At 61.3% G+C, this 26,912-nt stretch carries 33 protein-coding genes and 4 tRNA genes; 24 read left to right on the top strand and 13 right to left on the bottom strand.

Annotation, left to right across the window (positions count from 1 at the left end; genetic code table 11):
- Positions 1 to 91 precede the first annotated feature (91 nt).
- From HY556_05990 to HY556_05980, 3 genes are all read left to right on the top strand, one after another.
- Entirely contained in the window at positions 92 to 1,009 is a 918-nt protein-coding gene (locus HY556_05990) for a DNA adenine methylase (GenBank protein MBI4393331.1), read from the top strand.
- Complete coding sequence (locus HY556_05985) at positions 1,006 to 1,929, top strand: type II restriction endonuclease (GenBank protein MBI4393330.1); 924 nt, start codon at positions 1,006 to 1,008, stop codon at positions 1,927 to 1,929. The genes HY556_05990 and HY556_05985 overlap by 4 nt, the downstream gene beginning before the upstream one ends.
- A gap of 431 nt (positions 1,930 to 2,360) precedes the next feature.
- Positions 2,361 to 2,448, top strand: a tRNA-Met gene (locus HY556_05980).
- Between the two features lie 78 nt (positions 2,449 to 2,526).
- Here the strand turns inward: HY556_05980 and HY556_05975 are convergent.
- Positions 2,527 to 2,835 carry a hypothetical protein gene (locus tag HY556_05975; protein ID MBI4393329.1) on the bottom strand — a complete coding sequence of 103 codons (309 nt, stop codon included), beginning with the start codon at positions 2,833 to 2,835 and terminating at the stop codon, positions 2,527 to 2,529.
- Between the two features lie 324 nt (positions 2,836 to 3,159).
- A complete protein-coding gene (locus HY556_05970; GenBank protein MBI4393328.1) occupies positions 3,160 to 3,537 on the bottom strand; it encodes a hypothetical protein in 378 nt (125 codons plus the stop codon).
- A gap of 24 nt (positions 3,538 to 3,561) precedes the next feature.
- On the opposite strand from HY556_05970, the gene HY556_05965 reads away from it, so the two are divergent.
- The 8 genes from HY556_05965 (at position 3,562) to HY556_05930 (ending at position 9,173) form a co-directional block, all read left to right on the top strand.
- Positions 3,562 to 3,918, top strand: coding sequence for a restriction endonuclease (locus HY556_05965; GenBank protein MBI4393327.1), 357 nt, complete (start codon positions 3,562 to 3,564; stop codon positions 3,916 to 3,918).
- Between the two features lie 149 nt (positions 3,919 to 4,067).
- Positions 4,068 to 4,156: transfer RNA gene (locus tag HY556_05960), tRNA-Arg, on the top strand.
- Positions 4,157 to 4,759: 603 nt separating this feature from the next.
- Positions 4,760 to 4,990, top strand: a complete 231-nt coding sequence (locus tag HY556_05955) for a hypothetical protein (GenBank protein ID MBI4393326.1) — start codon at positions 4,760 to 4,762, stop codon at positions 4,988 to 4,990.
- Positions 4,991 to 4,993: 3 nt separating this feature from the next.
- Entirely contained in the window at positions 4,994 to 5,347 is a 354-nt protein-coding gene (locus HY556_05950) for a hypothetical protein (GenBank protein MBI4393325.1), read from the top strand.
- Between the two features lie 651 nt (positions 5,348 to 5,998).
- Positions 5,999 to 7,444 carry an ATP-binding protein gene (locus tag HY556_05945; GenBank protein MBI4393324.1) on the top strand — a complete coding sequence of 482 codons (1,446 nt, stop codon included), beginning with the start codon at positions 5,999 to 6,001 and terminating at the stop codon, positions 7,442 to 7,444.
- A 605-nt stretch (positions 7,445 to 8,049) separates the two neighbouring features.
- Positions 8,050 to 8,133 (top strand) — tRNA-Phe (locus HY556_05940).
- A gap of 390 nt (positions 8,134 to 8,523) precedes the next feature.
- A complete protein-coding gene (locus HY556_05935; protein ID MBI4393323.1) occupies positions 8,524 to 8,748 on the top strand; it encodes a hypothetical protein in 225 nt (74 codons plus the stop codon).
- The gene (locus HY556_05930; GenBank protein ID MBI4393322.1) at positions 8,745 to 9,173 is read left to right on the top strand and encodes a PIN domain-containing protein; all 429 of its coding nucleotides are present in this window, start codon (positions 8,745 to 8,747) and stop codon (positions 9,171 to 9,173) included. The genes HY556_05935 and HY556_05930 overlap by 4 nt, the downstream gene beginning before the upstream one ends.
- Before the next feature lie 428 nt (positions 9,174 to 9,601).
- Here the strand turns inward: HY556_05930 and HY556_05925 are convergent, their stop codons facing one another.
- Positions 9,602 to 9,826 carry a hypothetical protein gene (locus HY556_05925; protein MBI4393321.1) on the bottom strand — a complete coding sequence of 75 codons (225 nt, stop codon included), beginning with the start codon at positions 9,824 to 9,826 and terminating at the stop codon, positions 9,602 to 9,604.
- Between the two features lie 252 nt (positions 9,827 to 10,078).
- Here HY556_05925 and HY556_05920 point away from each other — a divergent pair, with 252 nt between their 5' ends.
- Together HY556_05920 and HY556_05915 are read left to right on the top strand one after the other, a co-directional pair.
- Complete coding sequence (locus tag HY556_05920) at positions 10,079 to 10,219, top strand: hypothetical protein (protein MBI4393320.1); 141 nt, start codon at positions 10,079 to 10,081, stop codon at positions 10,217 to 10,219.
- Positions 10,216 to 10,536: a hypothetical protein gene (locus tag HY556_05915; GenBank protein MBI4393319.1), complete on the top strand. Its 321-nt coding sequence runs from the start codon at positions 10,216 to 10,218 to the stop codon at positions 10,534 to 10,536. The genes HY556_05920 and HY556_05915 overlap by 4 nt, the downstream gene beginning before the upstream one ends.
- A 177-nt stretch (positions 10,537 to 10,713) precedes the next feature.
- Here the strand turns inward: HY556_05915 and HY556_05910 are convergent, their stop codons facing one another.
- The gene (locus HY556_05910) at positions 10,714 to 11,136 is read right to left on the bottom strand and encodes a hypothetical protein (GenBank protein MBI4393318.1); all 423 of its coding nucleotides are present in this window, start codon (positions 11,134 to 11,136) and stop codon (positions 10,714 to 10,716) included.
- 99 nt (positions 11,137 to 11,235) lie between these two features.
- Between HY556_05910 and HY556_05905 the strand changes: the two genes are divergently transcribed.
- The 5 genes from HY556_05905 to HY556_05885 all read left to right on the top strand — a co-directional run bounded on the left by HY556_05905 (position 11,236) and on the right by HY556_05885 (position 13,528).
- Complete coding sequence (locus HY556_05905; protein MBI4393317.1) at positions 11,236 to 11,511, top strand: nucleotidyltransferase family protein; 276 nt, start codon at positions 11,236 to 11,238, stop codon at positions 11,509 to 11,511.
- A gap of 38 nt (positions 11,512 to 11,549) precedes the next feature.
- On the top strand, positions 11,550 to 11,861 hold the full coding sequence (locus HY556_05900) for a DUF86 domain-containing protein (GenBank protein ID MBI4393316.1): 312 nt from the start codon (positions 11,550 to 11,552) through the stop codon (positions 11,859 to 11,861).
- A 498-nt stretch (positions 11,862 to 12,359) separates the two neighbouring features.
- Positions 12,360 to 12,641, top strand: coding sequence for a hypothetical protein (locus HY556_05895; GenBank protein MBI4393315.1), 282 nt, complete (start codon positions 12,360 to 12,362; stop codon positions 12,639 to 12,641).
- A gap of 207 nt (positions 12,642 to 12,848) precedes the next feature.
- On the top strand, positions 12,849 to 13,178 hold the full coding sequence (locus HY556_05890; GenBank protein ID MBI4393314.1) for a hypothetical protein: 330 nt from the start codon (positions 12,849 to 12,851) through the stop codon (positions 13,176 to 13,178).
- Positions 13,175 to 13,528 carry a hypothetical protein gene (locus HY556_05885; GenBank protein ID MBI4393313.1) on the top strand — a complete coding sequence of 118 codons (354 nt, stop codon included), beginning with the start codon at positions 13,175 to 13,177 and terminating at the stop codon, positions 13,526 to 13,528. The genes HY556_05890 and HY556_05885 overlap by 4 nt, the downstream gene beginning before the upstream one ends.
- A gap of 195 nt (positions 13,529 to 13,723) precedes the next feature.
- On the opposite strand, the gene HY556_05880 is transcribed toward HY556_05885, so the two are convergent.
- From HY556_05880 to lipA, 6 genes are all read right to left on the bottom strand, one after another.
- A complete protein-coding gene (locus HY556_05880) occupies positions 13,724 to 14,413 on the bottom strand; it encodes a hypothetical protein (GenBank protein ID MBI4393312.1) in 690 nt (229 codons plus the stop codon).
- Positions 14,376 to 14,783 (bottom strand): hypothetical protein, encoded by a 408-nt coding sequence (locus tag HY556_05875; GenBank protein MBI4393311.1) that lies wholly within the window; start codon positions 14,781 to 14,783, stop codon positions 14,376 to 14,378. The genes HY556_05880 and HY556_05875 overlap by 38 nt, the downstream gene beginning before the upstream one ends.
- Before the next feature lie 94 nt (positions 14,784 to 14,877).
- Positions 14,878 to 16,329, bottom strand: coding sequence for a 2-oxo acid dehydrogenase subunit E2 (locus HY556_05870; protein ID MBI4393310.1), 1,452 nt, complete (start codon positions 16,327 to 16,329; stop codon positions 14,878 to 14,880).
- A 12-nt stretch (positions 16,330 to 16,341) separates the two neighbouring features.
- A complete protein-coding gene (locus HY556_05865) occupies positions 16,342 to 17,316 on the bottom strand; it encodes an alpha-ketoacid dehydrogenase subunit beta (protein ID MBI4393309.1) in 975 nt (324 codons plus the stop codon).
- A 1-nt stretch (position 17,317) separates the two neighbouring features.
- Complete coding sequence (locus HY556_05860; protein ID MBI4393308.1) at positions 17,318 to 18,397, bottom strand: thiamine pyrophosphate-dependent dehydrogenase E1 component subunit alpha; 1,080 nt, start codon at positions 18,395 to 18,397, stop codon at positions 17,318 to 17,320.
- On the bottom strand, positions 18,394 to 19,347 hold the full coding sequence (gene lipA, locus HY556_05855; protein ID MBI4393307.1) for a lipoyl synthase: 954 nt from the start codon (positions 19,345 to 19,347) through the stop codon (positions 18,394 to 18,396). Before lipA ends, HY556_05860 begins: the two co-directional genes overlap by 4 nt.
- A 215-nt stretch (positions 19,348 to 19,562) precedes the next feature.
- Between lipA and HY556_05850 the strand changes: the two genes are divergently transcribed.
- The 4 genes from HY556_05850 (at position 19,563) to HY556_05835 (ending at position 23,770) form a co-directional block, all read left to right on the top strand.
- Positions 19,563 to 20,363: a succinate dehydrogenase gene (locus HY556_05850; protein ID MBI4393306.1), complete on the top strand. Its 801-nt coding sequence runs from the start codon at positions 19,563 to 19,565 to the stop codon at positions 20,361 to 20,363.
- Between the two features lie 76 nt (positions 20,364 to 20,439).
- Complete coding sequence (locus HY556_05845) at positions 20,440 to 22,266, top strand: fumarate reductase/succinate dehydrogenase flavoprotein subunit (GenBank protein ID MBI4393305.1); 1,827 nt, start codon at positions 20,440 to 20,442, stop codon at positions 22,264 to 22,266.
- A 53-nt stretch (positions 22,267 to 22,319) separates the two neighbouring features.
- The gene (locus tag HY556_05840) at positions 22,320 to 23,114 is read left to right on the top strand and encodes a succinate dehydrogenase/fumarate reductase iron-sulfur subunit (GenBank protein MBI4393304.1); all 795 of its coding nucleotides are present in this window, start codon (positions 22,320 to 22,322) and stop codon (positions 23,112 to 23,114) included.
- On the top strand, positions 23,114 to 23,770 hold the full coding sequence (locus tag HY556_05835; GenBank protein ID MBI4393303.1) for an HD domain-containing protein: 657 nt from the start codon (positions 23,114 to 23,116) through the stop codon (positions 23,768 to 23,770). Before HY556_05840 ends, HY556_05835 begins: the two co-directional genes overlap by 1 nt.
- Positions 23,771 to 23,806: 36 nt before the next feature.
- Here HY556_05835 and HY556_05830 read toward each other — a convergent pair whose 3' ends face one another.
- Both HY556_05830 and HY556_05825 read right to left on the bottom strand, forming a co-directional pair.
- Entirely contained in the window at positions 23,807 to 24,193 is a 387-nt protein-coding gene (locus HY556_05830) for a hypothetical protein (GenBank protein ID MBI4393302.1), read from the bottom strand.
- A 130-nt stretch (positions 24,194 to 24,323) separates the two neighbouring features.
- Complete coding sequence (locus HY556_05825) at positions 24,324 to 24,974, bottom strand: O-methyltransferase (protein MBI4393301.1); 651 nt, start codon at positions 24,972 to 24,974, stop codon at positions 24,324 to 24,326.
- 141 nt (positions 24,975 to 25,115) lie between these two features.
- Between HY556_05825 and HY556_05820 the strand changes: the two genes are divergently transcribed.
- Both HY556_05820 and HY556_05815 read left to right on the top strand, forming a co-directional pair.
- Positions 25,116 to 25,457 (top strand): hypothetical protein, encoded by a 342-nt coding sequence (locus HY556_05820; protein ID MBI4393300.1) that lies wholly within the window; start codon positions 25,116 to 25,118, stop codon positions 25,455 to 25,457.
- A gap of 84 nt (positions 25,458 to 25,541) precedes the next feature.
- Positions 25,542 to 25,614: transfer RNA gene (locus HY556_05815), tRNA-His, on the top strand.
- A 551-nt stretch (positions 25,615 to 26,165) separates the two neighbouring features.
- Here the strand turns inward: HY556_05815 and HY556_05810 are convergent.
- A complete protein-coding gene (locus tag HY556_05810) occupies positions 26,166 to 26,882 on the bottom strand; it encodes a helix-turn-helix domain-containing protein (protein MBI4393299.1) in 717 nt (238 codons plus the stop codon).
- Between the last annotated feature and the right edge of the window lie 30 nt (positions 26,883 to 26,912).

Raw genomic sequence — 26,912 nt, 5'->3', positions numbered from 1 at the left:
CATGCCTTACCACATCATTTCACGATTATTACCAGAAGTGGTAATTAGGCGGTAACTACGTTCTTTCCGACCGGCCTAGTTGATCCGCTAGATGGGCCAAGCGTCGGGCAGGTTTGCGCGGATCACGCGACTGCGGGCTCGACCGTTTGTCAAGTGGGCCGGCGGAAAGGCAGCACTCCTCGCCCAATTCCATTCGATGGGCCTCATTCCGCCGAACATGGGCAGGTACCACGAGCCGTTCCTTGGCGGCGGTGCGTTGTTTTTCGATTTGGCGCCGGACGAGGCGGTCTTGATCGACTCGAACGAGGAATTAGTTGTCGCGTACGAAGCCGTCCGGGATTCTGTCGACGCAATAGTGGCAGAATTGCGAGCCCACGAACAGAACCACAATCGAGACTACTTCTACGCAACCCGACGGCTATCCCCCCGTGGACTTTCCGAAATTCAGCGGGCGGCGAGACTGATCTATCTGAATAAGACGTGTTTCAATGGACTGTACCGAGTCAATTCCAAAGGAGAATTCAACGTCCCGCTTGGCAGCTACAAGAACCCCAAGATTTTGGATCAAGAGAACCTCTTGCTGGCTTCGAAGCTGCTTCGGACTTCCAAGCTTGCTCACGGAGATTTCGAAGGCGTCCTAAACTCGGCCAAAGCGAAGGATTTCATTTATTTTGATCCACCGTACGATCCTCTTTCTGAAACATCGAATTTCACGGCCTACACGAAGAACTCTTTCGGTCGGCGGGAACAGTCCAGGCTCGCGGATGTTTTCTCGGAATTGGACTCGCGCGGTTGTCATCTCTTGCTGAGCAATTCGGACACCCCCTTCATTCGTGACCTCTATAAGGCATTCATCACGAAGCCCGTGAGGTGCCCCAGGTTCATCAACTCGAAAGGAACGGGGCGTGGAAACGTGGACGAAATTGTCGTGACTAATCTCGAGCGGCCCACGACGGCACCGAAGGCGGGGCGCATCGACGATTTCACAAGGGAAACGGTCTACCGATGAAAAACCACCCAGCCATCCAGCGAACGCTTGGTCTCAACGAGCCAGCCCAGGTTTTCGAGTACCTCATGAAAACGCGGGTAGACACAATTACGGGCTGGGATTATTTCGTTAACTGGACGAAGGTCTTGGCCAACACGCACGAAATAGAAATGGACCTGAATACCCTAAACTACCTCGTCGGAAAACCGAATCCCGAGGAAGCGCTGCGCGAATTGCTTGCGAGGCATCCGGGTATCGCTCGCACGATCCCCGTGTTAGTGGCTTCGCGCGAAAGAGAATTCAAGATTCTGACGAAAATTGATGGCGGAGTCCCTACGTATGATGAGTTCAGCTTTGGCCAGAAAGCAGCCCTATCGTCCGAGGAAATCGATAGCATCGTAACCTTCGCTTCGAGGACAGGCTTCTTGCGTCTGCTGGGCAACAAGTCGATCAAAAGCATCGTGGACTACGTCATAGGCATCGAGGCGGGGTTGGACTCTAACGCAAGAAAGAATCGAAGCGGCGACGCAATGGAGATGCTTGTGGGGGGGATCCTGAAGCCGATTTGTGCACGGCACCGGCTGGATTTCTTGGAGCAAGCTACATCCAAAATGATTGGAGACTCGTGGGGGTTGAAGGTCTCGGTGGACAAAACGTCACGGGAATTTGATTTCGCCGTGCGCTCGGGGTCGAGGCTTTTCCTGTTTGAAGTGAACCATTACGGCGGTGGCGGTTCGAAGCTAAAAGCAACCGCGGGCGAGTACCAAACGCTTCAGCGCCATGTTTCTCAGGACGGACACACCTTCGTCTGGATCACCGACGGCAAAGGATGGGACGAGACGAGGGCGCCCCTGGAAGAAGCGTTCCACAAGATCGATTTCATCCTGAATATTAGAATGGCATCATCCGGCCTTCTCGAAGAAATTTTGACCTCAAGCTGACCCCTCCGCGACACAAACAGGACGGAACGCGTGAACATGGCGTCAGGGCCCGGGGTTTCGCGGACGACGTGACTTGCACATCCGGATCCACATCCGCTTTCGTTTTCTTTTTCTAGTTTGAAGCGCCCAAGACTAATCCGCCGCCTAAACATACACCATCTGCGCGCCCCAACTCCAACCCCCGCCCCTAACCCGTCCGTTGCGAGCCGTGTGGCGACGTGGACGTCCTTCGGAACGCCCGCCCCGACGCCTTGCGCCTCGCGGCGGCCTTCGACTGGGAGACACTCAAGTCCAGGGCGTACTCCATTCATTTCGGCCGCCGCTACGCGCACATCTATGGGCAAATCCCCGAGTAGATTCGCCGCCTGCCGCCGTTTTCGGCGACGGGTCCCCCGTTCAACTTCATTTGGTATGAAAACAAAAAGGGGCTAGGCGGGGTCGCCTAGCTTGGGATGGCGCCCGACTCATGATCGGGCACGCCTGGGAGGGCGTTCGCGTGTTCAAATCACGCCCCCGCCGCATATAATCTTCGCCCCGTGTCCTTGCGATGGCCGCAAATGCTCGCCCCAGGCGCGCCAATGGCATCGCACGCCGTCCTCATGCCCACCTATCGCACTCGCACCCATCCGTCGGCGCGTACATCCCGATCTCCCACTGCGCGCTGCCCAGCCGTTCGGTCACTTCCTTTCGAAAACTGGCGTCCTCGACGTTGAGTAGGATAATGTGCCTATCGCAGACGTAGAGGTCGCGGTCGCCGACGTGATCCGTCGGCGGAGAAACGAAGTGTCTCGCTTCATCAGGGCAGAAGTGGCACCTCTCGACATCCGAGCCGCATCGCCGGCAGACGTCCACTATGCGGGACTCGCGGCGGGTTCTTGTTTCGGCGCTCATGGAAATCGTCACCATGGGGCGCCGACCGGTTCATGACTCTCTCGCCAGGGATGCCGAAGCTGAGGTGGACGGCGCCCGCGGAATAGTTTCGCCGCCTGTCGCCGTTTTCGGCGACGGGTCTCCGGTTCAACTTCATTTGGTAGGAAAACAAAAAAAGGACTAGGCGGGTCGTAAGCGGCCGCGTGAGCGGACGATTACGCCGATGACGAGCGTGGCGAGTCATCGAGCGCCTAGTCAGGTAAGGCGCCCGGCTGAAGACCGGGCACGCTTGACACAGCGTTCGCGAGTTCAAATCTCGCCCCCGCCGCATATAATCTTCGGCCCGTGCCCTAACGGGGGTCAGGGACACCCGCTCCACGCCAAGCGCGCCAATTCCACCGACAACTTCACGTCCACAAGTTTTTGACCAAACGAAACGTCCGATGTCCCATGCGTGCACTTGGTCTCACGCCGCTGTACCCGGCCTTGGCGGATCTCAAGACGGTCCAGTAGTTTCAGGCTCTCGAAATAGTGCTGTTTGTCCCTTCGGCGCTTTAGGTCCCGCGGATCGGGCGGGTCGCCGACCCACGGAAGAGCGTCGTAGTAGTAGGTTCTCAAGCGTTCCGCCGGAGCCGCAAACTCTTCACTCATGGCTACGAGGTCGAGCTGGGGACGGCCGAATTCCAATCGCACCTTCTCGTAGTAGCCGCCGTCGATGAGTACCGCTGCCTTCGCCAATAGAGGTCACCCTGATCAAAGTGAATAAGCACCTGCAGTTCCCCGAAGGGATCTGCAGTGTGGATAACATGCGTCTATGGCTGCGCCGTGATAATAAGCTTTTTCCCGATTCCATGGACTGCGGAAGGGGGGCTGACCCTATCGACCGTGGCCCGCCACTTCCGCGGCGCAACGGAAGGCCGCTCCCAGCACGGCATCCTCATCACCATCGGCCACTTCACCGCCGACGCCCGCGCCGAGGCAAGCCGCCCCGGTGCGCGTCTTGTGGATCTCGTTGACGGCTACCTTCTTGCCGAGAAACTGAAGGAGCTTGGCCTTGGCGTTGACGTCGCCTCCCAGGAGACCGTCCGTCTTCGTCCGGAGTTCTTCGCGTCCATCTGACCATGATAGGGGCGCGGCCGGGAAACCGGCGCGACATTTTGGCCAGGGTGCGCAGCATCGCGGCCAAGGGGTAGTTTCGCCACCTCTCGCCATTTTCGGCGACGGGTCCCCGGTACAACTTCATCTGGTAAGAAAACAAAAAAGGACTAGGCGGGGTCGCCTAGCCCGGGATGGCGCCGGACTCCTAATCCGACGACGCTTGGGAGAGCGTTCGCGTGTTCAAATCACGCCCCCGCCACTTAAACTCATCGCGAATTCCGTCTTCATGCCCACGTATCGCACTCGCACCCGTCCCTCGGCGCGTCCATCCCGATCTCCCACTGCGCGCTGCCGAGCTCTTCTACCACCTCTCGTCTAAAACTGGCGTCCTCCACGTTGAGTAGGACGAGGTGCCTGTCGCGAGACGTAGAGGTCGCGGTCGCCCGCGTGATCCATCGGCGGCGAGACGAAGTGTCTCGCTTGGCTCGGGCAGAATTGGCACTTCTCGACGTCCGAAGCGCATCGAGGGCAGACGTCGACAACCCTTGATTCGCGGCGGGTCCGGGTCTTGGATGGCATAAGCGACAATGGAGGGAAGTTGGCCTTCCAACGTGGTTCTTCCAGCCGGAGTCCGTCGAAGGTGCAAACGCGCTTGCCGTTGAGGCCCTCCGTGCGAGTGGTTTCGCCGCCCAGGGGCCGCGCAAGCCGCGCGTGCCGCTTTACTTTCGCCGGCCCCGCGACGATCCCTCTTATTGCCAATAGCGCAACTCCTCAGCCGAACCCGATGCTTGGCCCTCAGATCGTGCTCCATAACCCCGCCCAACCACAACATTTAATTGCTCAATTGCCCAATTGTGATGCGATGGCGTCGTCCCACACGACTATCACGCTCGCATCCAGCCTACGGGACAGATTGGCTCTCCTTAAGGGCGACATGTCATGGGACGAGTTTCTTGCCGATGTGGCCGAACGCTATCCGTCGGATGCGGCCATCGCCGAGATGGAGCGACGCCTTTCCGACCTTCGGGAAAGACGTGTCGCGACCGTTCCTTGGTCAAAAGTAAAGGCCAAGGGGAAGCGTTCGCGGAAGTGAATCGTGGCAAGCCCCAAATCAGTGGGGGCGCCCGCTCCACGCTACTCGGTCTCCTTCCACCCGGCCGCCGAACGCGAGTACTTGGCGCTTCCCGAAAACTCGAGAAGACGCTTTGAGAAGGGAATCGATGCGCTCGCCGAGGACCCGTTTCGCCCGAGAGCCGGCGTAGACGTCGTCAAACTCACCGACTTGGGCCAAGGATCTTCGCTCCATCGCCTCCGGGTCGGTAAGCACCGTTCGTGTTATGCCGTCATACGGGGCGATCGGAAGGTCTGGATCCTCCTCTTTGACGACCGCGGAACGGGATACCCGCGAATGATCCGGGCTGCAAAGGCGCGGTTTGTGCGACGCGGATGATAACGAGACGGCGTCGGTGATGGCGGTGCGCGGCGCGGCCGCCGGTCTTCGGTGGCATCCGCGCGTGGCCAGCCTAACGCACGAGCCCGCAGAGAAGGTTTGAAACGCCGATGACGCGGGTCGCGAGTCATCAAGCGCTCAGCCTGGGATGGCGCCGGCCTCCTGATCCCTCGCCGCGTACATCCCGATCTCCCACTGCGCGCTGCCGAGCTCTTCTACCACCTCCGTTCGAAAACTGGCGTCCTCCACGTGGAGTAGGACGAGGTGCATGCCGCGAGACGTAGAGGTCGCGGTAGCCGACGTGATCGATCGGGGGCGATACGAAGTGCCTCGCCGTCAAATCACAGATATGGCACCTCTCGATGTCCGAGCCGCATCGAGGGCAGATGTCGACCACCGTTGATTCGCGGCGCGTTCGGATCTTGGAGGGCGCGGGCGTCAATCGAGGCAAGTTGCCCTGCCACCGTGGTTCTTCCCGCGGAGTTCGTCGAAGTGCCTGCACGCCCCGGTTTGGCCGTTCCGGGTGAATGGTTTCGCTGGCGGTCGCCGTTTTCATCCGTTGTGGGCGGTTTTCGGTCATAACCGAGAAAATACTATGAGAATTATCGGTTACATCCGAATCCTTATAAACTTCGGTGGCTATCTAAGAGCATGCCCGACGCCGACATCATCCGCGTCCTCCGGCAGTTCAATCGTCACTGGGAGACGGGGCAGGTCTCGGACCTGATCCGCCGTAGCCCACACAAACGACGCTCATTCGAACATCTTCACAACCGGATCCGGGAACTGCCGTTCGAGGTCGTCGCAGGCCCGCGCCAGGTCGGAAAGACAACGCTCTTGGGCCATCTCATGGCCGCGCTGATTGAGGAGAACGTCCCGCGCGAACGCGTCTTGTACGTTCCCGCCGACAACCCTGCCCTGTCGCTCGCGATGGGCGGCCACTTGGCACCCGTCATCGAAGCATACGAACGATTCATCCTCCAAGAACAAGTGTCCCGCACGAAAGATGCGGTCTTCCTCTTCATCGACGAAGTCCACACTCTTCCGGATTGGGGAAGCGAACTCAAGGGTCTCTACGACCTGTACCACCCGGCGTTGAGGGTGCTCGCCACTGGCAGCAGCAGCGCGGCCCTCATCAATCCGCCCACGGCGGACCTTCCTGGGCGCGTCGAGCGAAGCCATATCCACCCGCTGAAATTCGGTGAAGTGGTCCAAAACGCCCTGCCAACGACAGGACCCCTTCACGCGCAGGCGAGAGCGACCAGGCGCCTATTCGCGACGTCAACGCGCGCTTCGAGACACGCGCTCGCCTCCAGTTTGGAGGCGCTCTACAGAGCCGCCAGCGAGCATGAAGGCGAGATCAAGGCGCTTTTCGACATCTACGTCCTACGCGGCGGGTATCCCGCTGCGCAGCCGCCCTCCACCGAGGAAGACGCGATGCGCTTTTTCGAGAACACGACGGACACGGTCTTGAGCAAGGACCTCAAGCTTTACGAGAAGGTGCGCAAACCCGGGGCATTTCGCGCCTTCCTATCAAAGCTTGCAAAAGAGCAGGGCGGGAAATTCGTCGCGGCCTCGTACGCGAAAGACCTTGGAGTGGACAAGGAGACACCCGCCACCTGGAAAAGCATAGCCGAGGAGCTGTTCATCGTCCACCAGCTTCCCCAACTCAACGGGTCCCTCAAGATCGTTCCCGCGAAAGCCGACAAGGCCTACATCCAAGACGCGGGATTGCGCACATACCTGTCGGCCTCCCCGCGGCTTGAGGATCTCGAACGGTCGGGCGAAATCGGACGGATCGTGGAAGGCGTCCTCTTTGACCACTTGCGCCGATTACAGTTCAACACCATAGGCCATCGCGCCGGACGCATCGGCTACTGGGAGCGACCTGAGGTCGACTTCCTGGTGGAGCTTCCTGGCACGTGGCTCGCCGTCGAATGCAAGTACCGCGCCGCAGGCAGCACAGGCCGCAAACGTCTCGGCGACGCTTTCCGAGAAACCAACGACGTCATCCCTTTGCTTGCGACCAGGGATGCGTTCGACGTCGGAGCAGACGTCTGGAGCATTCCTGTGTGGCTACTCTTGCTGACGTCGTAGGCACGCCAACCGTTTTTGGCGCCGTATTCCCACCTATCGTGCCCGCACCCGTCCCTCGCCGCGTACATCCCGATCTCCCACTGCGGGCTGCCGAGCTCTTCTATCACTTCCCTTCGGAAACTGGCGTCCTCCACGTTGAGTAGGATGAGGTGCCTGTCGCACACGTAGAGGTCGCGGTCGCCGACGTGATCGATCGGGGGCGATACGAAGTGTCTTGCCGCTTGGGGGCAGAAGTGGCACCGCTCGACGTCTGAACCGCATCGCGGGCAGATGTCGACGACCCTTGATTCGCAGCGGGTCCGGGTCTTCGATGGCATGAGCGTCACTGGAGGAAAGTCAGCTTTCCACCGTGGTTCTTCCAGCGGGAGTTCGTCGAAGGTACCCCCACGCTGCGGCTCAGCCGGCCCAAGCGAGTAGTTTCGCCGCCTAGCGCCGTTTTCGGCGACGGGGGTCCCCTTCGAAGTCAAGACCCCTAAAAGCTATGGAGAACCGAGCCACCACGGTGTCGCCCGCGCCCAAGGCGCGGACGACGTGCCGACGCGTGCCGGCGTCCGCGGGGCCGAAGGACACGAAAGTGTCCGAGGCGAAGCGGGCGAAGCCCGCGTGGCGGTGACCGAGCGGTCAAGGTGCCGGGCTGAAGACCCGGTAGGTGGCTCACACCCTCGGGAGTTCGAATCTCCCCCGCCCCGCTTAAATTCTTCGGCCGCCTAGGCGCCCGTCTCGTCGATCTCGTCGACAGCTACCTTCTCGCCGAGAAACTGAAGGATCTCGGGCTTGGCGTGGATGTCCCTTCACACGAATCCGCCCGGCTCCGGCCAGCGTGTTTTCGGTCAATCTAGCGAGCGCTGGAATGGCTTCCATTGGCGCGGCATTAGGTGCGACCACTTAGGTGCGTGTCAACGTGGCCGTCGTTCGGATTAGTTTCGCCTCCTGCCGCCGTTTTCGGCGACGGGTCCCGGGTGAACCTTGATTTCGATGGAAGGTTGAAGGGCGATGGGCCGTCGTGGCCAACCAGGAGCCGCCCACCGCAACCAATATCTATGAGGATGTGTAATAGTGTGATATCACGTGAATCCACAATGCCGAACCTGACGGTCTCCGTGCCCGACGACCTCAAGGACCAGATGTCCCGCCACGATGAGGTCAATTGGAGCGCGGTCGTCCGGCGCGCCATCGAGGATCACCTTCGAAAGCTCGAGATCGCTGACGCCATCGCCCAAAAGAGCAGGCTCACCCGCGACGACGTGGAAGAGTTGGACCGGCTCGTCAAGAAGGGCATCTCCAAAAGACACGGCCTTTCGTGAGACTCGTCGTCGACTCGAACGTCGTTTTCGCCGCACTTCTTCGCGATGGGGCGACGCGCGCGATCCTCGTGGACCCGCCGCTCGGCCTGGTGGCACCCGAATGGATGCTTGCGGAAATGCGACGCCATCGAAGAGCGATAATCGAACGCGCCAATCTATCGGGACCCGAATTCAACCTGCTCTTCTTGCTCGTGACCGACGGGATCGAGATCGTCGCCCGCGTGGATTATGATGCTTTCATCGGTGAGGCGACCAATCGGATGCGCGGCCGGGATCCAGGCGACGCGCCATTCCTCGCTCTGGCGTTGGCTCTGGATTGTGACGGGATCTGGACGCAGAACGTGCGACATTTCGAAAACACCGGCGCGAGGATCTGGACCACGAAGGACTTGCTGTCCTGGACGAGTGACCACGAAAGGGTCTGACGCCACGGTGTGCGCGGCGCGTTCGGGTCTTGGGTTACATACGCGTCAATCGAGGCAAGTTGCGCCACCAGCGTGGTTCTTCCTGCAGCGGTTCGTCGAAGGTGCCCCCACGCTGCGGCTTAGCCGGCGCAAGCGAGTAGTTTCGCCTCCTAGCGCCGTTTGCGGCGACGGGGGTTAGATTCAACTTCAAGAGCTTGAAAAAGAAAGAGGGACTAGGCGGGGTCGCCTAGTCAGGTATGGCGCCCGGCTGAAGACTTGGCACGCTTGACGGAGCGTTCGCGAGGCCGGCGGCCAAGGGTCGCCGGTGACGTGGAATCGCAGTTCCACGGAATCAAATCACGCCCCCGCCGCATATAATCTTCGCCCCGCGTCCTTGCGATGACCGCAAATGCTTGCGCCAGGCGCGCCAATCCCATCGCACGCCGTCCTCACGCCCACGTATCGCACCCACACCCGTCCGTCGCCGCGTACATCCTGATCGCCCACGGCACGCTTCCGAGCTGTCGGAGCACCTCGCCTCGAAAGCTCCCATGCTCCGCGTTGAGTAACACCCGGTCCTTGCCGCACTCTTGGAGGTCGCCGGTGACTTCTTGGGCCATCGGCGACGGCACGAAGGGTATGGCGTCGTCACCATCGCCGAACGCTTCTCCCATCTTCCGAGCCATCACTTTCGGCGACCATCTAAGGAGAGCGCGTATACCGGAGGCCGTAATAACGACACCCACCGGAATCTTAATGATAGGTAACGACAAATGCAAGTAACGAGAATGTCACTTCCACGGCCCCCGAAGTTGAAGGGACGAGGCCCCACCCTGTCGACCCTGCACGAAGTCGAGACTATCTTGCGCGACGCCGACGCCCCATTGACTCTTAATGAGGTAAAGCGTCGCATGGAGGCGCGGGCCGTGCGGCACTCGATGGTAAGGCTCGCCGTGGATGAGCTGAAGCGCCTCGGTTTTGTCACCGAAGGGTCAAAGGGCGTCGTCTGGTCACTCGTGACGGACGACAAGGCGTGGCGCCGGCTCACCTACAAGCGGATCGCATGATCAACTCGGTCTACCTGACGGCCGAAGCAGAGGGCGCGCTACCAGACCTATCGCCGCGTCAACGCCGCAAAGTGCGGTGGTGGATAAACCGCCTGGCCGGCGACAGCCAGGCAGGAGACCACGTTCGGCGGGTGCTCATCCCCCCTGCCCTGCGGAAGCGATACGGAATCTCCAACCTCTGGCGGGGCGAAATCCCCGGAGGCTGGCGCTTACTTTACACGATTCCGACCGAAGCGGGACGCCAGAACGTGGTCACCATCCTCTTCATCATCGATCACAAGAAGTATGACCGACTGTTCGGCTATTCGACCTCGTGACGGACCCGCGACTGTCGACACGAAGAGATGTGACCGACAAGGTTCAGCCAGGCGGTCTGCCTACGGCGTGTGCGGGGCCCCGGGGCCGTCCGCCGCTACCTGGGGGCCACTCCCCCCCGCGCAACGCTCGCGAACCGGCCTCGGTGCCCACTGGCCGCCTCTAGGCCGCGCCGTCATTCATCCCCACGTATCGCACTCGCACCCATCCGCCGGCGAATACATCCCGATCTCCCACTGCGCGTTGCCCAGCCGTTCGGTCACTTCTTTTCGAAAGCTGGCGTCCTCCAAGTTGAGTATGACCAGGTGCCTGTCGCATGCGTAGAGGTCGCGGTCGCCGACGTGATCGATCGGGGGCGATACGAAGTGTCTTGCTGGATCCGGGCAGAAGTGGCACCGCTCGACGTCTGAACCGCACGCTTGGCAGATGTCGACGACCCTTGATTCGCGGCGGGTACGGGTTTTGGATGACATAAGCGTCACTGGAGGAAAGTCAGCCTTCCACCGTGGTTCTTCCAGCAGGAGTTCGTCGAAGGTGAAAACGCGCGTGCCGTTGAGCGATTCATGCGAGTAGTTTCGCCTCCTGCCGCCGTTTTCGGCCACAAGGCCGCGTTTTCCCTCCGATGCTTGGTTTGCCCGGAGGGAAGGTTTGAAGCCTCCGGAGGTGGAATCACGGACGTGATCCCGACGGATACGCTGCGCATGATCCGAAAGCGTCGAGCGGAGATCCTGGCCCTCGCCGCCAAGCGGGGGGCCAAAAACATCCGCGTTTTCGGTTCGGTGGCCCGCGGCGATGCGAACGAGAGAAGCGACATTGATTTCCTAGTCGAGTTCGAGCCCGGACGAACCCTCGTCGACCACGCGGGACTCGTCGATGATCTGGAGCGACTGCTCGGAGCGCGCGTTGATGTCGTTTCCCAAGGAGCACTCCACCCGCTCATGCGCCAGACGGTCCTCGCGGAGGCCGTCGCGGTTTGACCTTGAAAGTCGACCGGGACCGGCTCTACGTCCTCCAGATGCTGGAACTCGCCGAGCGCATTTCCCGACACACGAGTGGCGGCAAGGGCGCGTTCCATCAGTCTGAAATGGCGCAAGATGCAGTGCTTCGCAATTTCGAGGTCATCGGTGAGATCTCCAAACGCGTTTCGGATGCCCTCAAGAAGGAGACGCCGCAGATCGCCTGGACCGAGATGGCGAGGTTCAGGGACCTCTTGATACACGGATACGACCGGATTGAACTATCAGAGGTGTGGAGCACGGTGGAAATCCACGTGCCCAAACTTATGGACGAGCTGCGGAAGCTTGCGAAGCACCGCGGGTGGAAATGAATGGAGGGATTTGCAAAACCGCCGTCCTCCACGTTGAGTAAGACCAAGTGCCTGTCGCAGACGTAGAGGTCGCGGTCGCCAACGTGATCGATCGGTGGGGAAACGAAGTGGCGTGCCGCGTCAGGGCAGAAATGGCACCGCTCTACGTCTGAACCGCATCGAAGGCAGACGTCGACGATTCTGGATTCGCGGCGCGTCCGGGTTTTTGATGGCATAAGCGTCAATCGAGGCAAGTTGCTCCGCTGTCGTGATTCTTTCCGCGAGAGTTCGTCGAAGGTGCAAACGCGCTGGCCCTGACGTCGGCTCAAGGGGGTAGTTTCGCCGCCTGCCACCGAATTCGGCGACGGGTCCCCTGTGCAAGTTCAAGTCACGAGAAAACAAAAAGGGACTAGGCGGGTCGTAAGCGACCGCGTGAGCGGGCGATTACGCAGATGACGAGCGTAGCGAGTCATCCAGCGCCTAGCGCGGGATGGCGCCCGACTCTAGATCGGGCGACGCTTGGACGAGCGTTCGCGTGTTCAAATCACGCCCCCGCCGCATATAACCTTCGTCCTGGCCGCTCGCGCCCCGCTCGACGCCCGCTCCCAGCACGGCATCCTCATCACCACCGGCCACTGCACGACCGACGCCCGCTCCGAGGCCAGCCGTCCCGGTGCGCGTCTCGTGGATTTCGTCGATGGCTGCCTGCTCGCAGAGAAACGCAAAGAACTGGGCCTAGACGTGGACGTATCGTCCCAGGAAACTGTTCGGCTTCGCTCCGAATTCTTCGCGTCGATCTGACCGATGCCAATCGACGTCGGCCTGCATCTCGTCATGGCCGCTTTCGCTCTGGGAACAAATGTCTGGCCGGACCCGTGCCCGGGAGTAGTTTCGCCGCCTGCCGCCGTTTTCGGCGATGTCCCCCGACAGTACTCTGATGACCTTGCGGCCCGTGTGCGCTTCCGACGGCGTTTCATCACTAAAGTTGCTTTTGAGGTCAATTGACCCATGAGGACAATATATAAGAGGTACGAGGTCGATCTATCACTCGATGACGTCATCGATGTCGCGATTCGGACACAAAGGGGGCGCGTATTGTCCTTCGCGTTGAACTACCGCGCCAGAATCGGTGGCGCGTGGCATGAGGTCGCGCGGTACGACACGTGTCACGGTTATGTTCACCTCCACCGCGCTTGGCTCCCTGAACAGGATCGCGTCACTACCATGGCCCGCGAAAAGCGTTCGACCAGGTTGAAAGTCGCCCTGCAAGAAGCGCGAAGCGACATTCTCGAGAACTGGACGATCTTCCGGGAACGCGTGGAGGCTGCGCTTCGATGATTTCCGCAGCGCGGCGTCGCCAAGTTGATCGAAACCTTCGACGAGCCTTCGCCCTTACAGGTGACGTAATCAAGAATCCCGACAAGTACCCCGACGACTTCCTCGCAATACCCCTCGACCCGGACCTCCTGGCGCGGACCTTCTCGAAGGAGCGCGTGAGACTGCTCAATCGGCTTCGCGAACGCGATGGATTCGACAGCGTCAAGGCACTCGCCAAGAGCCTGGGGCGCGACACGGGACGCGTGAGCCGCGACATGACGCTTCTTGAAGAGCTAGGACTCGTGATCCTTGAGCGCAAGGGCAAGGCAAAACGAGTGCGGGCGACCAAGAGGCCGATAATCCTGGTATGAGGGTGGCGGCGAGCGCCGAAAGTCCATCCGTGGGCGAGTAGAACCCGGGCCGCCTCACGGAAGCCCGGATTCCACGCCTAGTCCCACGACGGCATTAGCCGCCGCGGGACCGATCCCGCCACCAGTTCCGCGGACGGAACGACTGGCAGAGCGGCGTTAGTCCCAAGAAGGTGCCTGGGACAGGGCTTGCCGAAGCTATCGGAGTCGCTCTCGTCTATCCGGAAGCGGCCTTTGGGCAATGACCTCTTCGAGCACACCTGGCATCCTCCTGTCGATGGCGCGACGACGGAGGTAGTCCACGTCCATTTCTTGCTCCATGGTCCGCCAGACGGCAAGCGCTCGCTCCCAATCGCGTCCATCATAGAGGTCCCACCCGCTTTCGGCATAGGCGACCAGTACGTCCTCCGGGCCGCGAAGGACCACGGGTTGGGATTCGATCTCGACCGTGAACACGCGTTCCGCCTTCGGGTCACCGCGAAGCTCGTTGGCAACGATTTCGACGCCGTGCTGGAAGTCTGGGACGGTAAGGCCTCGCCGATAGGAAACGCGGCCGTCGTCATCTGGAGCGAAGGGTTCGGGGTCGATTCCGAGTTCGGCCTCCAAGCGTCGCCGCAACTGGTTTTCGGATGCGGAACTCGCACGTAGCGAGAGGGCCACGAGGTCGACGTCGCGGCTCGCCTGCCACTTCTTCGGGTAGCCTGCGCTTGTGCCGGCCGCGCCTGCCGCGTAGAAATCGACCGCCGTTCCGCCGACGACGACGAGTTGAAGTCCCAGCGAATCGGCGATGCGTTGAAGGGCCGCCGTTAGAAGGAGTCTGGCCTCAAGATCGTCTGTCGATCGACGGGCCTTATCTAGAAGGGAGACCGCGACCGGGTCGGCGGACAATCGTCACCCCGCTTTTCATCACTGAAGGCCGAAGGTTCCAACGGTAGCGACGAGGCCCTAATCTGGTGACGCGGCCCGCGTCGACCCAAGTCGTCCAAGCCCGTCCGGCGAGTTCGGCGATGAGCAGTTGCTTCGAGGCCGTTCGTCTTGGGCCCGAGCCTTCGGCGGAAGGAGAAGTCTGTAGCATCGTTGCGCGATCGGCGGTCATCGCGAGCTCCTCTTTCAACCGGGATTGAAAGGCGGCAACGTCGGTTTCACGAAGAAGTGCTGAGATCAACTCGCCGTACGTGAGGGGACCTTTGATGGTTTTCATGAGAGCCTTGATCTTCACGGGGACGCAGACCAAGTCCGAATTCTTGCTTGTAGGCACGTTTACTTATCATACTTAAGTAATATATATAAACTTCGTCGATGGTGCCTTCGCCGCATGCAATGCCCACAAAACACCAGCGATTCCAGGCCCACTACATCATGTCCAGCAACAGCAACTTCGGATCCTCAAGGTACCTGATGAGTGCCTGCGCAAACTGCGCCCCAACTGCCCCATCCACGACCCTGTGGTCGAACGAGAAACTCAGGTTCATCAAGTGGCCGATCTCGATCTTGCCGTTGTTGACGACCGGTGTCTCTTTGATCTTGTGGACACCCATGATGGCGACCTCCGGCCAGTTGATTATCGGGGTGGCGAGTATTCCGCCGCTTTTTCCCAGGCTCGTTATCGTGAACGTGCCGTCCTTCAGGTCCTCGAGGGCGATCTTCCTGTTCCTTCCGGCCTCCGCGAGGCGTTCGATGTCGGCGGCGATCTGGAAGATCGTCTTCGACCCCGCATCCTTGACCACGGGCACCATGAGGCCGTCCGGGGTGTCAAGTGCCACACCGACGTTGTAGTACTTCTTGTAAACGACTTCACCCGTCGAGTCGTCGAGGCTTGAATTCACGATCGGGAACTGCTTCAACGCGGAAACCGTGGCCTTGATGATGAAAGGAAGGTACGTGATCTTTATCCCGGCCTTCTCCGCCGAGTGTTTGGCGGCGTCTCGAAGGTGCATGAGTTGCGTCACGTCGACCTCCTCCACGTACGTGAAGTGGGTCGCAGTGTGCTTGGAGCGCACCATCTGCTCGGCGATCTTCTTCCTGAGGCCTCGTAGCGGGACGCGCTCTTCCATCTCGCGCCTTGGCAGGGCGACCGCCGTTTGCCGCGAGGCGATGGTGCTCGCCGCCGGGAGGGTCTCCCGCGTCGCAGTGGTGCCAGAGCCAAGGCCCTTGAGGTCGTCTTTCGTGACGCGCCCCGCCGGCCCGCTCGCGGGGACTTTGTTGATGTCGATGCCCATCTCGCGTGCCATCCTGCGCGTTGAGGGGGTTGCAAGGGTCTTGGCCCGCGCGGGCGTCTCCATGGCGGCGGTTGCGCTAGTTGCGCTTCCACGCTGGATCCTTCGGGTGCCGAGCGGGATGTCCTTAGGGAGTTCGAAGAGGGTCTTCTCTTCCTTGGCGACACCAGCTGAGGCGTGAGCTGCGCTCGCGGGTGTTTCCGGGCGGGTCCCGGTCGGGGCTTGTCGGGCGGCGGGGGGGGCTAGGTCTCTCGCGGAACCTGCGGTTCCGCCGGGCCTCGGCGGGGCTGCTGCCCCGCCTGCGGGGGCGGGGGTCCCCGAAGGGCTTTGGCTGGTCGATGCCGGTCCTGCTCCTTCCTCTATCGTCACCATCACGTCGCCCACTTTCACGACCTTTCCTTCGGCCGCGAGTATCTTCGCGATGCGCCCAGTCCTAGGCGACGTGATCTCGACGGTAGCCTTGTCCGTCATGACGTTGAGGATCGGCTGGTTCTCCTTCACGGCGTCGCCTTCCTTGACGAGCCAGTTGACTATCTCGCCTTCGTGGATGCCTTCGCCGACGTCAGGAAGCTTGAACTCGAAGACCACGCTTTTTTCTCCTTAGAAGTTCACCGATTTCTCGATTGCGGCCAATATCCTGTTCGCGTCCGGCATGTAGAGGTTCTCAAGCGAATACGGGAACGGCGTGTCAAAGCCGGTGACGCGATAGACGGGCGCTTCGAGGTATTCGAGCGCTTTCTCCGCGATTATCGCGCTTAGCTCCCCGCCGAATCCGCCGGTGCGGGGCGCTTCGTAGACGATGACGACGCGCCCCGTCTTTTTCACGGACTTGAGTATCGTCTCCTCATCGAGCGGGACGAGCGTGCGCACGTCGATCACCTCGCATGAGACGTTGTCCTTCGCCGCGGTCTCCGCGGCGGCCAGGCAGGTGTGCAGCATCGCGCCCCAACCGATGAGCGTCACGTCGTTTCCGGGACGGACGACCTTCGCCTCGCCAAGCGGCACCGTGTGATCGCCTGCGGGGACGTCGCCCTTGATCGCCCTGTAGATCTTCTTCGGCTCCATGAAGAGGACCGGGTCGGGGTCGCGGATACTTGAAAGGAGAAGCCCCTTCGTGTCGGCAGGGTTCGATGGGATGACGACCTTCAATCCCGGCGTGTGCGTGAAGTAGGCTTCGTTGGACTGGGAGTGGTAATGGCCGCCCTTGATCCCACCGCCGTAGGGCGTGCGGATCACCATCGGGACCGTGTACTGGCCACCGCTCCTGTAGCGCAATTTCGCGGCCTCGTTCACAATCTGGTCGAAGGCCGGGTAGATGAAGTCCGCGAACTGGATCTCGGGGATCGGCCGAAGCCCGTAAAGCGCCATCCCGACCGCGGTCCCGATGATACCGCTCTCGTTCAACGGCGTGTCGAACACGCGCTTCTCGCCGTACTTCGCCTGCAACCCGTCAGTCGCCCGGAAGACGCCGCCGTTTTTTCCGACGTCCTCGCCGAAGACCACGACGCTTTCGTCCGTGCCGAGGGCGTGGTCGAGCGTGTGCGTCACTGCCTGGATGAGCGTCATTTCTGGCATGTCATTGACCTCGTTCGTTGAGGAAACCCATGTACTCTCGACACTGTTCTTGGAGGTTCGGGGGTCTCGTCTCGTAGACGTCGTCGAAGATGGATTCCGTGGGCGGCGGTCCGGCCGCCTCGGCCTCTTTTATCGCCTCGTCCACGAGCCGTTGCGCCTCATCGACGTGCTCCTTCTCCCACGCCTCGTTCCAAAGGCCGACGTCTTGGAGGAACTTCCTGTAACGGTCGATCGGATCCTTCTTCTTCCACTCCTCGAAGAGCGCTGGCGGCGTGTAACGCGTGTTGTCGTCGCTTGTGGAGTGTGAACTCATCCTGAAAGTATAGGCCTCGATGAGGGTCGGCCCCTCGCCGCGGCGGGCGCGGTCGACGGCCTCCTTCACGACCTTGTAGACGGCGAGCACGTCGTTCCCGTCGACTTTCACGCCGGGTATGCCGTAGGCGACCGCTTTTATCGCAAAGGATTCGGACGCGGTCTGGTACTTGAGCGGCACCGAGATCGCCCATTGGTTGTTCTCGCACAACATGACGAGCGGCGTCCTGTACACGCCCGCCATGTTGGCGGCGATGTGGAAGTCGCCTTCAGAAGTGGACCCGTCGCCGAACGTCGTGAGGACGACCACCTTGTCGCCCTTGATCTTCACCGCGTGGGCGGCGCCCTGCGCTTGGATTATCTGGGTGGCAAGCGGCGACGAGATGGAGACCATGTTCTTGTCCTTCCACGAGTAGTGGACGGGCATCTGGCGGCCTTTCACGTTGTCGAGGCTGTTGCCGTAACATTGGTTCACCATCTCGCGCACCGTGACGCCGCGGACCAAGGCCGTCCCGGGGTCGCGGTAGTGGGGGAAGATCCAATCCGGCGACTCGAGTGCGTAGCCGGCGCCCACCGACGTAGCCTCCTGTCCCGTGGAGGCGAGGTAGAAGCCGATGCGGCCCTGGCGTTGGAGGTTGATGAGACGCGAATCGATGGCGCGCGTGAGCAGCATGTACTCGAAGAGCGCTTTGAGGTCGGAATCGGAGAGATCGAGTTCATTGGTCGCCTTCCGTCCGCTTTCCATGAGTCGGACCATCTGCGGGGTCATGCGGTTTCCTCCATGGAGCTTTCCGGAATCCTTCGAGACTCTATAAGCCCTTTCATGAAAAGCTCGCCGGCGCGGTAAGAGGACCTCACGAGGGGACCGCTAGCGATGTAGAGGAAACCAAGTTCCTTGGCCTCCTTCGCCCACTGGTCGAACTTCGCGGGCGACACGTATTCTGCGACCGGAAGGTGCCACGAGGACGGCTGCAGGTATTGGCCGAAGGTCACGATGTCGACGCCGTGGGCCCGCAGGTCGCGAAGCGTCTCACGGATCTCGTCGTCCTGTTCGCCAAGGCCTAGCATGATCGACGTCTTGGTGAACCGCGTCGGATCGATTGCCTTGATCGCCCGAAGCACTTGGAGTGACTGGTCGTATGTCGCCCGCCTATCGCGCACTTTCGGTGTGAGCCGGCGCACCGTCTCGACGTTGTGGGCCACGACGTCAGGTCGGGAGTCGACGACGGTACGCACGCACGCGGCGTCGCCGCGGAAGTCCGGGATGAGCACTTCGACGAGGATGTGCGGATAGTTGGCCTTCAAGGTCGCGATGGTCTTGGCGAAATGTGGCGCTCCTTGATCCGCGAGATCGTCCCGGTCGACGCTCGTGAGCACCACGTAGTCGAGCATCCTGCTTCGTCCGATCGCGTGGGCGACTTTTTCGGGCTCGTCGACGTCGAGCGGTCGCGGGTTGGCTGCGGTCTTCACGGCGCAGAAACGGCACCCACGCGTGCACTCGTCGCCCATGATCATTATGGTCGCGGTGCCGCCGCCCCAGCACTCCGACACATTGGGGCAGTGGGCCTCCTCGCAGACCGTGTGCAGGTCCAACGCGCGTAGCGACTCCTTGAGCCTTGAGTAGCTTTCGCCGGCGGGGGGCCGGATCTTCAACCAGTCGGGCTTGCGCCTTGGCGCTGGAGGAGGCGAGTCGGTAAGGAAGTTCACGTTGGTGGACATCTGCAGGCCGGGTTCCTCTTGGATGAAGCGATTGCGCCTGTTCCTTAAATCGGTTTGGTCGCCGCGCGTTCTCAAATGAATGGCCTGATCGCCTTGGACCGGTCGCCCGATTCCCGGTGACAAGGCGCGCCCGTTCTTCTTCAACGCCGCCTCGCCTCCTTACGGTCACCACATAACCCTTAAGACCCACGCTTCGCTTCGCGACGCTGGACGCCATGGCAGCCGAAGCGGTACGCACGCGCGCTTGGGGAAACCGGACGATGCGGCGAGACGCCTGGTGGCTCGAACCAGCGCTCATCGTGACGGTCCTCGGCGGGTTCGTCGTCTACGCGACTTTGCGGGTACTCGAAAACGCCTTCTACGTGGCCGACAACGGCTTCTACCACTACGCGACCCCGTTCGGGAACCCCGACCTCACGTTCCTAGTGCCCGGGATCCTCGTCGCGATCCCCATCTTCGGTCAATTCCTCACGTACCCAGCTGCGGTGCTTCTTCCCATCCCCGCGGGATTCCGTTTCACATGCTACTATTATAGGCGCTCGTACTACCGCGGCTTCGCCGGACAACCTCCAGGTTGTGCCGTCGAGGGGACGACCGGAAAAGGCTACCGTGGCGAGCGCCGGCTCCTCAGTTTCCAGAACCTCCACCGTTATTTCCTCTACTTGGCGCTCATCGTCCTCGTCTTCAACTGGGAGGACGCGATCAAATCCATCTTCACGCCAAATGGCATGTACTTCGGACTCGGCTCCGCGATAATGCTAGGAAACGCCGTCCTCCTCTCCGGCTACACCCTGGGTTGCCACTCTTTCAGGCACCTCGTCGGGGGAAGACTGGATTGCTATTCGTGCGACGCCGCGTCCTCGATACGTTACGGTCTCTGGTCGAAAGTGACGGTCCTCAACGGCCGGCACATGGCATGGGCGTGGGTTTCACTCCTGTGGGTCGCCTTCACCGACCTCTACATCCGCTACGTCGCCTCGAGCGGCGTCACCACCGTCTTCGGGGTGCCGGCATGATGCGCATCGGCGAAACACGGGCGGGCCCCACACCCATGGACCATGCGGGCGCGTTTGACGAATCGAGGTGCCGCCTTTGAGCTCCTTCAATCCTCACGATTACGACGTCGTGGTCGTCGGAGCGGGAGGCGCTGGGTTACGCACCGCGATCGAGGCGTCGGCGCGGGGCGCGAAGACGGCAATCATCTGCAAGTCGCTCCTTGGGAAAGCGCATACCGTGATGGCCGAGGGTGGTGCCGCGGCGGCCCTTGCCAACGTCGATTCGCGTGACAATTGGATGGTGCACTTCAGGGACACGTGCCGTGGCGGGAAGTTCCTCAACAATTGGAAGATGGCGGAACTCCACGCGAAGGAAGCGCCGGAGCGGATCCGCGAACTCGAACGATGGGGCGCGGTGTTCGACCGCTCGAAGGACGGTTGGATAAACCAGCGCAACTTCGGCGGCCACGCCTACCCGCGGCTTGCCCACGTGGGCGATCGCACGGGATTGGAGATCATCCGGACGCTCCAGGACAAGGGGGTCCACAGCGGGATAGACGTATTCATGGAATACACGGTCGTCAAGCTGTTCAAGGGCGACGACCGGATCTCGGCTTGTCTCGCCTACGAGCGCGAGACCGGCCGGTTCCACCTTTTCAACACGAAGGCGATCGTGCTTGCGACGGGCGGTGTCGGCAGGACCTACAAGATCAACTCCAACTCGTGGGAATACACGGGCGACGGCCAGGCCCTCGCCTACGAGGCCGGAGCCGACCTCATGGACATGGAGTTCATCCAGTTCCACCCCACGGGGATGATCTGGCCCCCGAGTGTTGCCGGGATTCTCGTGACGGAAGGGGTGCGGGGCGAAGGCGGGGTGCTTCGAAACAACAAGGGCGAACGTTTCATGTTCAAGTACATCTCACCGCTATTCGCCAAAGAGACCGCCGACACGGAAGAGGAGGCGAAACGGTGGCTTGAAGGCGACAAGACCGCCCGGCGTCCTCCGGAACTCCTGACACGCGACGAGGTGGCAAGGGCCATCCGCGCGGAGGTCAAGGCCGGTCGTGGCTCGCCACGCGGCGGCGCCTTTCTGGACATCAGTTGGCGGGACCCCGAATACGTGAAGCGGAAACTCCCCTCGATGTACCATCAGTTCATGGAGCTCGCAGGCGTCGACATCACGAAAGAACCGATGGAGGTGGGGCCCACGATGCACTACCACATGGGCGGCATCCGTGTGGACGCCGAGAGCGCGATGACTACGGTGCCCGGGCTCTTTGCGGCGGGCGAATGCGCGGCTGGCCTTCACGGCGCGAACCGCCTGGGGGGAAACAGCCTCTCCGACCTCCTCGTCTTCGGAAAACGTGCCGGCGAGTACGCCGCCCGGTGGGCCAAGGAGCATCCGGCGACGAAGCCCCCGGCTCCGCTCGCGGAGGCGGCCGTCGCCGAGGCGCTCGACCCGTTCGAGCGGCCGAAGGGCGAGAACCCGTTCACGATCCAGGAGAGCCTGCGCGAGACCATGCACGAGTACGTGGGCATGATCCGGACGGCCGACGAGCTCAAGACGGCCCTTGAGAAGATCGAGGAGCTGAAATCCCGGGCCCGCAACGCCGGCGCCTTCGGGAACCGTCAATACAACACGGGCTGGCATGCAAGCCTCGACATCGGTCACATGCTGGTCATGGCGGAGGCGATAACGCGCAGCGCCTTGGCACGAGAGGAGAGCCGCGGCGCCCACACGCGAGACGACTTCCCGAAGACGGACGAATCCAAATGGGCAACGGTGAACGTCGTCTCGAGGAAGACCGGGGATAGAATGACCACGGTCCTCGAACCGCTTCCCCGTTGGAGCGAGGAGGCCAAGCGGATAATCACTTCGAAGCTTGAAGACGTATCCACGCAGGCGGGTGGCGCCCCGTGAGCACTGCGAAAGTGGGTGATTCGAGCGCCGGGCCACCGACCGTCCGGCTCCAGATCTGGCGTGGGCAAGGCGGAAAAGGATTCTACGTCGACTACGAGATAAAGCGCGAGGTCGGCATGGTCGTCCTCGACGCCGTCCACCGCGTCCAGGCAAGCCAGGCCAACGACCTCGCCGTCAGGTGGAACTGCAAAGCCGGCAAATGCGGCTCCTGTAGCGCCGAGGTTAACGGTGTGCCTCGCCTCATGTGCATGACGCGGCTCGATTCGCTCCCCACTGACGCGCCCATCACGGTCGCCCCCATCAAGTCCTTTCCGGGGATCAAGGACCTCGTCACCGACGTCTCCTGGAATTACCGGGTGAACAAGCGGATCCCGCCTCTCACGCCGAAGGCCCTGACGCCTGCCGAACGCCTCAAGGGCGAGTTCAACATGCAGCAACGCGACATCGACCGCGTGCAGGAGTTCCGAAAATGCATCGAATGCTTCCTCTGCCAGGACGTCTGCCATGTGCTTCGCGACGCCGAAAAGGCGACGGACCCGTCCCTTGAAGGCGGCTTCTACGGTCCGCGGTTCATGATCCGCATCGCCGGACTCGAGATGCATCCTAAGGACGGCGTCGACCGCGTGCCCCTCACGAAGAAGGAAGCGGGGATCGGGTTTTGCAACATCACGAAGTGCTGTACCGACGTCTGCCCGGAACACATCAAGATCACGGACAACGGCATCATCCCGATGAAGGAGCGCGTCGCGGACCGGTATTACGACCCCATCGGGATAATCGCCCACGCGCTTGGCGGGAACGGAAAGGACAAGGCGGGAGCGGCGGCCGAAGACGGCGGCGCCCGTTGATGGACGAACTGCCCCTCCTTGTCCGGAAACTGGTCGCGCCGATGATGGAGGGCGCTCTCGACCCCGCGCACGACATCCACCATTTGGACCGCGTCGCCGCGAATGCCGAATGGCTTGCGATGGAAGCGAAGGCGGATCCGCGGATCGTCACAGTGGCGGCCTACGCGCATGACCTCGACCGCATCCCGCCGCGCCTACGAAACGAAAGCGTCCAGGACCTCACGTCCCGCGTCCTTCGTGAAACGGGCGTGCCCGTCCGTTGGCATCCCCGGGTACTTGAATGCGTGGACCGGGTCGCGGATTACTCCTTTCGGCCACCGGGAAAGCGCGACTGCTCGCTTGAGGCGCAAGTGCTCCAGGACGCGGACAAACTCGACGCCATCGGCGCCATCGGTGTCGCCCGCGCCTTCTCATTCGGCGGCATGAACAGGCGCGCCATGTGGGACGGCGAGGATCTCATCGAGAACCGCATCTACACGAAGGGCAAAGGAAGCGACGATTCTACGCTCCAACATTTCGCCGACAAACTGATGCGGTTGACCCCGGACGAATTCAATACCGCCGCAGCGAAACAAGAGGCGAAGGTGCGTCAGGAGCGGTTGCGCGGTTTCTACCGGGAGTTCATGTCGGAATGGAACCACCCGGGCGACGGTTGAAGCGCGGCCTGCCAACGGCTTCGTAAAGACGCGTCCCTACTCGACGCGCTCTTTCAGGCTGATCATCTTCTCAAGCGACGCCCTCTTCAAGCCGGCGATGCTTGCTTGCGGGATGTCGCCCATGATGATGTTTATCGCGAGGACGCCCCGCGGCGTCTCCTCGAAATGCCACTTCGTCTGCTTGCCGTCGGAATCCTTGATCGTGATGTCGCGCCTTGGGTTCAATTCGACGAGCTTCGCCTCGTAGTGCCGGTTGTCGTCCGTCGTCAACGCGAGCTTCATGAGACCGGCTCTAGGCTTACTCGCAGCTTGCGAGTCGACGATCCCCGGCATGAGGAATTTCAGGTTCCCCGGGGGCGACACTGCGTTCCAGACACGCTCCACCGGAGCCTCTATCATCACCCTGTTCTCGATCCTCACCATACGAACCACCATTGCCCCCGCTTTACGGGCCCCGCTGGGTTTCATGTCATAGGCGTTGCGTTTACAAATAGGTTCGGGACGTGCGTCAAATACTGCGCGCGAGGCACGTCACATGTTCGGCGATCGACCGTCATGCGACTTTCACGGAGACCGCAAGTCCGTCGCCGAGCGGCGAGAGAATCGTCAGGAGGCGGTCGTCTTGCGTCGCGAGGCGGGTGTATTCGCGAAGAGCCCGTGTGCCCTCGTCTTTGACGGCTGCGTCGAGCACGTCGCCGCCCCAGAACATGTTGTCGGCGGCGAGGATGCCGCCTTTTCGTAGGAGCCGCAGACCTTCCCGGAAATACGTCGGATAGTTCTCCTTGTCTGCGTCGATGAAAACGAGGTCGTACGAGCCGGCGTCGAGTGTCTTGAGCGTCTCGGCGGCCAAACCCTCCTTGAACTCGATCCGTTTTCGCGCACCCGCCCTCTCGGCATGCTCGGCTGCAAGCGCGATGAACTTCGGGTCGATCTCCAACGCGTAGACCTTGCCAGCGCGGGCGAGGCCCCGGGCGAGCCAGATGGTCGAGTAGCCTGTGCACGTCCCTACCTCCAAGATGCGCCTCGCCTGGACGGCGCGCGCGAGTATCTGGAGCATCCGGCCGGCCGCGGGCGTGATCGATGGGAGCCGGTTCTGGCGGGCATATCGGCGCACGGAGCGCAGCACGTCGTCCTCACCAGCGTGTTCCTCGATGTACGCGTGAAGGTTTGCGTCCATGTAGTACGGGGCGCTCTTCGGTGGCATCGGGAGGAGAACGGCCTCCGACCTCTTGACCGATGCCCGTCCGAGTACGTACTTATACGTACAAATGGCCATCGGGAGGCCTGAAACCGAAATCGACGGGTTTACATATAAAGTAAAAAATAGAACCCATGGGATGCACACATGGCACTGCCAGTCGACGGAATAAACGTCGAATTGATGATGTACTTCGGAGTCCCCTTCCTCTTCGCAGGCGTCATCGCCGGATACGCCCTCAAAAAGGGCCTCAAGACCGAGACCGCGTTCATACTCGTCTTCATCCTAGTGAGCATGCTGCTTGCCGCCCAATCCTACGAAAACATCCAGGAGGCGTTGAAACGCGTCGAAATGGGCCTCATCATGTCCCGCCTCGTGGAGCTTTTCCTCTCCGTGACGCTTTCAGCACTTCTTGCGACGATCGTGTTCGTCATGGGCACGACGGTCGGGCTTAAGGTGGCACCGAAGGGAAGAGGCTGGGGCCGCTAGCACCCTCGCCGGCCCAGATGATTTTTATAAGGGTTCCACTTTAGTGCGGTCACCCACCACACCTCGTGAAGGGGTGTCCCGACGGCCGGGATGGGGTAGCTGGTTATCCTAAGGGACTGTGGATCCCTCGACACGGGTTCAAATCCCGTTCCTGGCCCTTCTTGACAGAGCGGGATGGACCCGCCCTCCGACTCCATCCGGAGGCTCCGATACCCGTACGTGCGCGCGAACTTCAACATCCTCGCTTGTTGGACACCGCACGCGCTCCGGCAACGCTCCCGTGGACGCAAGCGGCGTCGCTTGGGTTGAAACGCAAGAAAGCGAAAGGGTCGATCACGTCTTCTAGAGTTCCCGGGCGCCGCCCGGCCGTCCCTGCCTTGATTGCGACCCCGGACGTGCCGGACGGTCGCGACCAATGTGGAGGACCCCGCGGGCTCAAGAAGAAGATCTCGAGATCACTTTTCGTTCGACCGTGGTGGACGCTCCGCGTCGACCCGGCGGCGCTCGACCAAAAGAACCTGGAAACGACCTTTCGCTCCGCGGTGGCGGAGGCTTCGCCTCCCCTCGGCCTCAGGAAAAGAACTTGCTGATGACTTTCCTTTCGGCCCTGGTGGAAGGCTACGCCTTCCACGGGTCGGAGCTTACGAGAAAAACTTCGAGATGACTTTGCGCTCCGCCGCAGTGGAACGCTTGGCGTCCCACTCGGCCTCAGGAAAAGAACTTGCTGATGACTTTCCTTTCGGCCGCTTGCAACCTGTTATGGACGGCCGCCTTCGAGATGCCGAAGATCGCCGAGAGGTTGTCCAGGGTGATGTTTCGCGGCGTGTTATAGTAGCCAAGTGCGAGCGCCGTCTTGATGACCTCGAGCTGTTTTGCCGTGAGGTTCTCGATGAAAGCGCCCGTCACCTGCTGCTCGGGGTCGAAATCGTCGATGCGGATGAGCTTGAAGTCGTCCCAGAGGCCGCTCGCCGCCCCTTTCTCGTAGTCGGCGAGTAGCTCCGCAAGGTCCACCTTCCCGACGACGATGACGCGCGTGTTGTAATACCCGCCCTTGACGACCGAAGGGTGCACTATTGCGAGGTCGTTGAAGTATTGGAGCGAGAAGGCACTCGGGTTCTTCGTGTCGATGAGTTTCTGCAGGGATGCGCTAGCGCGCACGGCCACAGAGTTCTTCGTGCGGGCGACCACGTCGGCGCTGTCGAAAAGCTTCGGAAGGACCTGTAGCACCTCGCTCGTGTGGGCGTCGTCACCGACCACCGTGACGAGGAACCTCGCGTTACGCGCCTCGCGCTCGTACGAGATCTGGTTCGTGACGATCTTGAGGTCGTCGCTCTTCTCCGTCGCCTGGCAGAGAAGATTATCGTTGCTCTTGATCTTGTAGACGACCTCCGTGAGCGTCAGGGGTAGCAGCCTCCCGTTCCTCAATACCGACCCCGTTTATATGTTTACCCAAAG

The organism is Euryarchaeota archaeon, from assembly GCA_016207515.1.
GTDB lineage: Archaea > Thermoplasmatota > SW-10-69-26 > JACQPN01 > JACQPN01 > JACQPN01.
Note: the sequence above shows the minus strand (reverse complement) of the source record. Positions and strands in the feature narration are given on the sequence as shown.

Bases quoted from the DNA above. Each gene is read 5' to 3' on its own strand.
- HY556_05890 (MBI4393314.1), top strand. From the start codon at position 12,849: ATGAGGACAATATATAAGAGGTACGAGGTCGATCTATCACTCGATGAC.
- HY556_05850 (MBI4393306.1), top strand. From the start codon at position 19,563: ATGGCAGCCGAAGCGGTACGCACGCGCGCTTGGGGAAACCGGACGATG.
- HY556_05860 (MBI4393308.1), bottom strand. From the start codon at position 18,397: ATGACCCCGCAGATGGTCCGACTCATGGAAAGCGGACGGAAGGCGACC.
- HY556_05945 (MBI4393324.1), top strand. From the start codon at position 5,999: ATGCCCGACGCCGACATCATCCGCGTCCTCCGGCAGTTCAATCGTCAC.
- HY556_05915 (MBI4393319.1), top strand. From the start codon at position 10,216: ATGATCAACTCGGTCTACCTGACGGCCGAAGCAGAGGGCGCGCTACCA.
- HY556_05990 (MBI4393331.1), top strand. From the start codon at position 92: ATGGGCCAAGCGTCGGGCAGGTTTGCGCGGATCACGCGACTGCGGGCT.
- HY556_05865 (MBI4393309.1), bottom strand. From the start codon at position 17,316: ATGCCAGAAATGACGCTCATCCAGGCAGTGACGCACACGCTCGACCAC.
- HY556_05835 (MBI4393303.1), top strand. From the start codon at position 23,114: ATGGACGAACTGCCCCTCCTTGTCCGGAAACTGGTCGCGCCGATGATG.
- HY556_05885 (MBI4393313.1), top strand. From the start codon at position 13,175: ATGATTTCCGCAGCGCGGCGTCGCCAAGTTGATCGAAACCTTCGACGA.
- HY556_05935 (MBI4393323.1), top strand. From the start codon at position 8,524: ATGCCGAACCTGACGGTCTCCGTGCCCGACGACCTCAAGGACCAGATG.
- HY556_05925 (MBI4393321.1), bottom strand. From the start codon at position 9,826: ATGGGAGAAGCGTTCGGCGATGGTGACGACGCCATACCCTTCGTGCCG.
- lipA (MBI4393307.1), bottom strand. From the start codon at position 19,347: ATGTCCACCAACGTGAACTTCCTTACCGACTCGCCTCCTCCAGCGCCA.
- HY556_05905 (MBI4393317.1), top strand. From the start codon at position 11,236: ATGATCCGAAAGCGTCGAGCGGAGATCCTGGCCCTCGCCGCCAAGCGG.
- HY556_05830 (MBI4393302.1), bottom strand. From the start codon at position 24,193: ATGGTGAGGATCGAGAACAGGGTGATGATAGAGGCTCCGGTGGAGCGT.
- HY556_05820 (MBI4393300.1), top strand. From the start codon at position 25,116: ATGGCACTGCCAGTCGACGGAATAAACGTCGAATTGATGATGTACTTC.
- HY556_05825 (MBI4393301.1), bottom strand. From the start codon at position 24,974: ATGCCACCGAAGAGCGCCCCGTACTACATGGACGCAAACCTTCACGCG.
- HY556_05985 (MBI4393330.1), top strand. From the start codon at position 1,006: ATGAAAAACCACCCAGCCATCCAGCGAACGCTTGGTCTCAACGAGCCA.
- HY556_05955 (MBI4393326.1), top strand. From the start codon at position 4,760: ATGGCGTCGTCCCACACGACTATCACGCTCGCATCCAGCCTACGGGAC.
- HY556_05900 (MBI4393316.1), top strand. From the start codon at position 11,550: ATGCTGGAACTCGCCGAGCGCATTTCCCGACACACGAGTGGCGGCAAG.
- HY556_05975 (MBI4393329.1), bottom strand. From the start codon at position 2,835: ATGGTGACGATTTCCATGAGCGCCGAAACAAGAACCCGCCGCGAGTCC.